General features: G+C 63.7%; 6 protein-coding genes. 1 reads left to right on the forward strand and 5 read right to left on the reverse strand.

Annotated elements, in window-relative coordinates; translation table 11 throughout:
• Positions 1-103 precede the first annotated feature (103 nt).
• Positions 104-1,057, forward strand: coding sequence for an ATP-grasp domain-containing protein (locus tag ACQR1W_RS36365; protein ID WP_434855272.1), 954 nt, complete (start codon positions 104-106; stop codon positions 1,055-1,057).
• Here the strand turns inward: ACQR1W_RS36365 and ACQR1W_RS36370 are convergent.
• From ACQR1W_RS36370 to ACQR1W_RS36390, 5 genes are all read right to left on the reverse strand, one after another.
• On the reverse strand, positions 948-2,759 hold the full coding sequence (locus tag ACQR1W_RS36370; protein WP_434855273.1) for a carbamoyltransferase family protein: 1,812 nt from the start codon (positions 2,757-2,759) through the stop codon (positions 948-950). The two genes, ACQR1W_RS36365 and ACQR1W_RS36370, sit on opposite strands and share 110 nt — an antisense overlap.
• 396 nt (positions 2,760-3,155) lie before the next feature.
• The gene (locus tag ACQR1W_RS36375; RefSeq protein WP_434855274.1) at positions 3,156-3,446 is read right to left on the reverse strand and encodes a DUF1330 domain-containing protein; all 291 of its coding nucleotides are present in this window, start codon (positions 3,444-3,446) and stop codon (positions 3,156-3,158) included.
• A 28-nt stretch (positions 3,447-3,474) separates the two neighbouring features.
• A complete protein-coding gene (locus ACQR1W_RS36380; protein WP_434855275.1) occupies positions 3,475-4,359 on the reverse strand; it encodes an alpha/beta fold hydrolase in 885 nt (294 codons plus the stop codon).
• Between the two features lie 46 nt (positions 4,360-4,405).
• Positions 4,406-4,876, reverse strand: a complete 471-nt coding sequence (locus tag ACQR1W_RS36385) for a MarR family winged helix-turn-helix transcriptional regulator (protein ID WP_008971746.1) — start codon at positions 4,874-4,876, stop codon at positions 4,406-4,408.
• Positions 4,873-5,967, reverse strand: coding sequence for a quinone oxidoreductase family protein (locus ACQR1W_RS36390; RefSeq protein WP_434855276.1), 1,095 nt, complete (start codon positions 5,965-5,967; stop codon positions 4,873-4,875). The genes ACQR1W_RS36385 and ACQR1W_RS36390 overlap by 4 nt, the downstream gene beginning before the upstream one ends.
• Positions 5,968-6,184: the final 217 nt, after the last annotated feature.

Here is a 6,184-nt window from a genome sequence, read left to right on the forward strand (position 1 = left end):
GGGTTCGGCCGTTCATTTGTATACAAACGATCTCGAACAATCTACCTGCACTGACACGGCCTTCCCAGCCCTTAAATTCCGCAACCTGGCCAATCCTTGAGCAATGCCCAAGCAGCCCCGGATCCTCATCGAAGCTATCAGGCGCTACTGCGCCGAGCATGGGATCGGACTCGACATTCGGGCCGACGGTTGGCTGCTCGTGCTGGAGCGCGGTAGCCGGCGCCACCTGATCTTCGGCTATGACCTCGGGCTGAACAGCGCGGTGGCGCACAGACTGGCCTGCGACAAGGCGGCGACCGCAGATCTGCTGGCGGCATCGGGCGTTCCCGTCGTTTCCCATGCTTTCTTCCTCGCACCGGTCTTTGACGCCGGTGCCGAGGTGCCGTGGGCTGCGATGGTGGAGTTGCTCGAAACCCATCCTTCGGGACTGGTGGTGAAGCCGAACGAAGGCACCTCAGGACGCGGCGTGATGCGCGTTCGCGACCGAGACGCGTTGATGCAGGCTGTCAACGGACTGTTCGCCACCCATGACAACGTCGCCATCTCGCCGTTTCTCGATGTCGAGGACGAGGTGCGCATTGTTCTGCTCGATGGCATTCCGCTCGTAGTCTATCGCAAGGTGCGGCCGAGCGTGACCGGTGACGGAGCCCGAACATTGCAGGAGCTCGCGCTGGCCGCGCTGTCGCCAGCATTGCGCGCACGCATGCTCCCGCTCCTGCAGAGCGAGTTCACCCCGGTCGAGCTTGCCGCCATCGTTCCAGCAGGCGAGCGGCGGCTGGTCACCTGGCGGCACAATCTCGAAGCCGGCGCCAAGCCGATGCTGCTGCAGAGCGGCGCGGCCTACGATGCTTGCGTGGCACTGGCTGCGAAGGCCGCCCAAGCCATCGGCATTCGCTTCGCGTCCGTCGATGCGGTGCAGTCGGACGGACGCTGGCAGGTGCTGGAGATCAATTCCGGCGTGGTGATGGAGACGCTGGCCGCATCCTATCCCGCGCTGGTTCAAGCTGCCTATCGTGCCGCGCTGGACGAGCTGCTGGGCGAGACACGCGATCTGTAGGCCGGCCATGCGTACGAGCCTGCTCAGCTTTCGCGCTCAGCACGACGTCGTCCATGAACAATGCGTCGATGCCCGATTTGCGAAAGGTGACGATCGCATCCGTCGGCGTGCAGACGATCGGCTCGCTGTCGTTGAACGACGTATTGACGACGATCGGCACGCCGGTTTTCGCGAAGAAGCAGGAGATGAGCTCGTGAAACCGTGGATTTGACTTCCGACTCACGATCTGGACCCGGGCGCTGCCATCCTTGTGGACCACCGCGGGAATGAGATCGCGCCGATCGGGCTTGACCCGGCATGCGAACAGCATGAACTCGTGACTCGGCGAGCGCTCGCCGACATCGAACCATTCGTCGGCATGCTCCGCCAGGACGCTCGGAGCGAACGGCCGAAAATCTTCCCGGTGCTTGACCTTCTGATTGAGGATGTCACGCATGTCCGGCCGGCGCGGATCGGCGAGCAGCGAACGGTTGCCCAGCGCACGCGGCCCGAACTCCATGCGCCCCTGGAACCAGGCGACGATCTTGCCGTCAGCGATCATGTTGGCGGCCTCGCGTGCCGGAGACTTGCTTTGCCGTCCCGAGAGACCTGCCGACTTGACCGCGGCCAGAATCTCGCGCGGCTTGAACGCCGGCCCCAAATACGGCGTCGCATAGCCGCGCTGAGGCGGCGTCTTCTGCTTGGCGGCATGAACGAAAAAGGCCGCACCGATCGCGGTGCCGGCGTCGTGAGGCGCGGAAGGTATGAACAAATTGGCGAATTCCCCGGACTGTTTGACCAGCTCGTTGGTCACGCAGTTGAGCGCGACGCCGCCGGCAAGACATAAATTCTCGAACGGCACCTGGCGTTTGATACGCCGCACCAGCGCCGTCACCGCGGCATCTGTGGCCTCCTGCAGGGCGGCCGCCATATCGGCATGACGCGGCAGAATCTCAGCGTCGGCCTCGCGCGGCGGACCGAAGATGGCCTCCATTCTGGCGTAACGCTCCGGGCTGACGCCAAGAATCTCCGGCGCGACGCCATAGTTCATCTCGTCCGCGCGGAGGATCGAGTGGAATTGCTGACGGAAGACCTCGGGGTCGCCGTACGCCGCCAGTCCCATGACTTTCGACGCGTCGTAGTGCGAGAAGCCGAGGTAGTCGCTGAACACCTCCCAGACAAAACCGATCGAATGCGGATGTTCGAAGGTCTCCACGACCTGAATGCGGCTGCCGACCGCCTTCGCGAGCGAAGTCCCGGCCGTCTCGCCGATGCCGTCGACGGTGAGAATAGCTGCGCGGTCGAAACCCGACGGGAAATAGGCCGAGGCGGCATGGGCCAGATGATGCGACACAAAATGCAATCGCTGTCCCAGCGACCGGCCAAGAAGCTCTTCGACGGCCCCACGCACCTGGCCAAGCCGCAGCCGAAAGATCTCCTCCAGCCGCGGATCCCACCAGTCGGCGCGATATCGTGTTTGGCGCAGCTTTGGGTCGAACGAGTAGGCGACATGATCGATGTCGTCGGCGGTGAGGCCGGCCTGTTTCAGGCAAAAGCGGATCGCACGTTCGGGCAGCTGATGCGGATTGTCGAAGTCGGCCTGCTTGCCGTGCTTGATCCGGTTGAACCGTTCCTCCTCGACGGCGGCAACGAGCTCGCCATCGACGAGCAGCGCGGCCGCTGATTCATGATAGACCGAGTTGATCCCAAGGACATTCGCCAACGCATTTCCTCCCATGCAGCGTTTCGCCCTGCCAGACCGATCGACTGGCGCGGGACTGCCTGCGACGCGGACGTTGTTCATACGCGCCGTTCGGCAACCGGGCGGCCGAGACCCGACGGGCCGTCGCAGCCTGCACGGAAGAGTTGGATGATATCGAGGCGATCCTGCGGCGCCCGACCGCAGCGACGTCGCAAATCGGAAGCGGCGATCGGCTCGCAGGGACAGTCAAGGGCTGACGCGATCGCGATGCGTTGTTGCAAAGTGTTCGGCGAGGCCGCGGGCTCTGATCAGCCTGCTAGAGCATGATCCGGAAAAGTGCGAAGCGGTTTTCCGAAAAGATCATGCTCAAACAATAACCTAAAGCGCGATGACGATTCATCCTAATCTCATCGTGCTTTAGGAGAGCCCTTCCACGCTGACCAGCCGCGCAGAGCTGCAGGAGTCCCTGATGGCTTTGAGGCCTTGATAGGTTGCGCCGTTATAGAACGCCTCCCAGGCCGCGACGGAGGGAAATTCCAGCAGCACGATCCGGCGCGGCGTCCAATCACCCTCATGAACTTTGTGAGGTCCGCCTCGCGCCAGATATTTGGCTCCGGCCGCCTCCAACGCGGGCTTCACGCTCGACATGAATTCCTGGTAGCGCTGCGGGTCAGTGATCTCGACGTCAAAAATCACGTAAGCGGGCATCGCAGTTCTCCTTATCCATCAACGCGGCTCACCGCGAGCCGTCTTCCAAGAAGCCGATCAAACCGTTCACCAGGGCCTGCGGATTTTCCTCGGCAATCCAATGCGCAGCATTCGGCACCCGCAGCTCGGTGACATCTTCGGCCACCTCCCGCATCATCTCGGCCATCAGCGGTCCCGTCGTGCTCGCCTGCCCGCCGACGGCGAGCACCGGGATCGTCAGCCTGCCGTGCGCGGCCAGCCATTGACGGTTGTCCTCGATGTCACGATCGAAGGCCCGGTACAGTTCGAGGCCTGCGCGCAACGCTCCTGCCGCGGAATAGGCGGAGACGTATGCGTCCAGCTCCTGGTCCGTGATGGCGGCGATGTTATAGAGCCGCGCGTTGAAGAACGCCTGCAGATAGGCCCGCTCGCGACCCGCGATCAGCATCTCGGGAATGTCCCGCACGCTGTGGAAGGCGAACTGCCAGACCCGCGGATCGGCGCGAAGCCGGTCGAACACCTGGGTGCCCGGCAGCGGCGCATCGATCACCGCAAGATGAGAGACATGATCGCGGAACATCTGCGAATAGGCGTAGGCGACCATCAGGCCGATATCGTGCCCGACCAGCACGATCGGACCGGCGATGCGCAGCTCATCCTTGATGAGGCGCCGGATGTCCGATGCCATGGTGTGCTTGTCGTAACCATCGAGCGGACGCGAGGAATAACCGGCGCCGCGGTAATCCACGGCGACGACGCGATAGCCTGCGCTAGCAAGGCGCGGCATCACGTGCCGCCACTCGCGCCATGTCTGCGGAAAGCCGTGCAGCAGCACGATGGTGCGATCGCCATCACCGGCGGTGACATAGTGGAGGATGACGCCGGGCTCGAGCGCGGCCATGCCGTGTCGAATGTCGATATCCTGTGTGTCCATGACTTGCGTGTCTATGACTTGCGCGTTCATGACTTGCCCTTTCTGCTCAATCGCGCCGCGCGAAGGCGTCCGCGAGTGCTCGATTTTCGGCGATATCGCGCAGCGTCGACCGCAATTCGGAGAGCGCAGCGGCATCACCGTAGAATCGCGAGAATTGGGCATGGGCTTTTTCCCAATAAGGGCGCGCACGAGCCGCCGCCTTTCGACCGGCCGGCGTCAGACGCACCGGGCGCCGCCGAGCGTCGCGCTGATCGCGACCAAGCGCGACAAGCCCGTCAGTTTCCAGCGTGCGAAGGCTCTGTCCGAGCGCAGAGCGTTCCATGGTGAGGATCTCGGCCAGTTCGCTGACCGTCGGAGGCTCGGATGCCCGGCGTTCCAACTCGGCGAGAATGCCGAACTGGGTCAGGCGCAAGCCGGAGGGCGCCATCACCTCGTCATAGAGCAGCGTCAGCCGGCGCGACGCCGCGCGCATCGCGCTGGCGATGCAGGGACTGGCCGATCGGAGCGGCAGACTCATCGTGCGCGCTCCTCGTCGACGACGATGGCGATCTTGCCGACCGACTTCCGGCCGGCTCGCATCTCAGCAAGCGCGGCGTTAATTGCGCCGACCTCGGACGGGATGATCTCGCTGAGATGCGGGCGCACCACCCCTGCCTCGGCGGTCGCAGCCGCGTCCCGGATCGCGCCGCTCAGCAAGGTCTTTGTCTCCGCATCCAGCGCAACGGAATCGGAGAAATAGCGCAGCAGGTTGACGTTGACGAGCTGAGCATCCTTCGCTGCCAAGATGCCGGCTACCGGGCTTTCGGTCTCGGTGCGACGGCTGGTCTTGCCCGGACCGACGCCCAGCACCACCCATCGCCCGCCCGGCCGCACCAATTTCGAGGTCGCGACGAAGCTGTCCTCGCTGTAGGTCGCATCGAACACGAGATCGACGCCCTGACCATTTGTCAAACCCGCGACCTTGGCTGCGATATCGTCGCGCCGGTAGTCGAAGACATGGTCAGCGCCCGAAGACAGCGCCAAGGCACGTGATCGTACGTTGCCGGCGCTGCTGATGATCCTCTTCGCGCCGAGCGCCTTCGCCAGCTGAATGGCGAGATGACCGACCCCACCGCCACCGCCGGGAATATAGACCGTGGCGCCGGCATCCAACGTATCCGCAAGGGCAAGATAGGCGGAAAGGTAGCAGACGCCGAGCGCTCCCGCCTCGACAAAGCTGAAGCCGTCTGGCTTGGACGCGACCAAGCACTCGGGCACCAGGGCGTAGCCACCCGTGCCACCGGAGGCCCACGCGCCGTCCCGGTTCGACGGCACCATGCCGAAAACGGCGTCGCCGATATCGAACGCCGTCACGGCATCCCCGCGCGCGATCACGATGCCGGCGAAATCGAAGCCGAGTGCGACCGGCGGCGTGCGGCCCAGAAAATTGAGCTCGGCGAGCTTGTAGTCGAGCGGGTTGAGTGACGACGACACGACATGGACGAGCAGTTCGTCCGCCTGCGGCTTTGGTACCGGCCGCTCGAACGTTTCGAGCGGAAATCCGTCCGGCGCACGCGTATAACCAATGGCCCTGAAATGATCGGCAGCTGCGACAGCATCATGAGACATGGATCTGTCCTCCTGCCTCCGATTTAGGGGGATATCCCCGTATTCCAAGACCGGAACGTGCGCTCGGATCCGTTTGAGCGCTCAACTTCCGGTGAACACAGGGATCAGCACGGGGCATTGCGGCGCGATGAACGGCTGCCCGTCGAGGCTGGGCAAGAATGTGAGTTACAAGGCTGGGTGGGCTCGGCGCGGTGCGACTTCGAGCGATAACGAGATT

The organism is Bradyrhizobium sp. HKCCYLS1011, from assembly GCF_051167795.1.
Lineage (GTDB): Bacteria > Pseudomonadota > Alphaproteobacteria > Rhizobiales > Xanthobacteraceae > Bradyrhizobium.

Excerpts from the sequence above, each read along its gene's own strand:
- ACQR1W_RS36365 (WP_434855272.1), top strand. The coding sequence starts at position 104 with ATGCCCAAGCAGCCCCGGATCCTCATCGAAGCTATCAGGCGCTACTGC.
- ACQR1W_RS36375 (WP_434855274.1), bottom strand. The coding sequence starts at position 3,446 with ATGCCCGCTTACGTGATTTTTGACGTCGAGATCACTGACCCGCAGCGC.
- ACQR1W_RS36380 (WP_434855275.1), bottom strand. The coding sequence starts at position 4,359 with ATGGACACACAGGATATCGACATTCGACACGGCATGGCCGCGCTCGAG.
- ACQR1W_RS36385 (WP_008971746.1), bottom strand. The coding sequence starts at position 4,876 with ATGAGTCTGCCGCTCCGATCGGCCAGTCCCTGCATCGCCAGCGCGATG.
- ACQR1W_RS36390 (WP_434855276.1), bottom strand. The coding sequence starts at position 5,967 with ATGTCTCATGATGCTGTCGCAGCTGCCGATCATTTCAGGGCCATTGGT.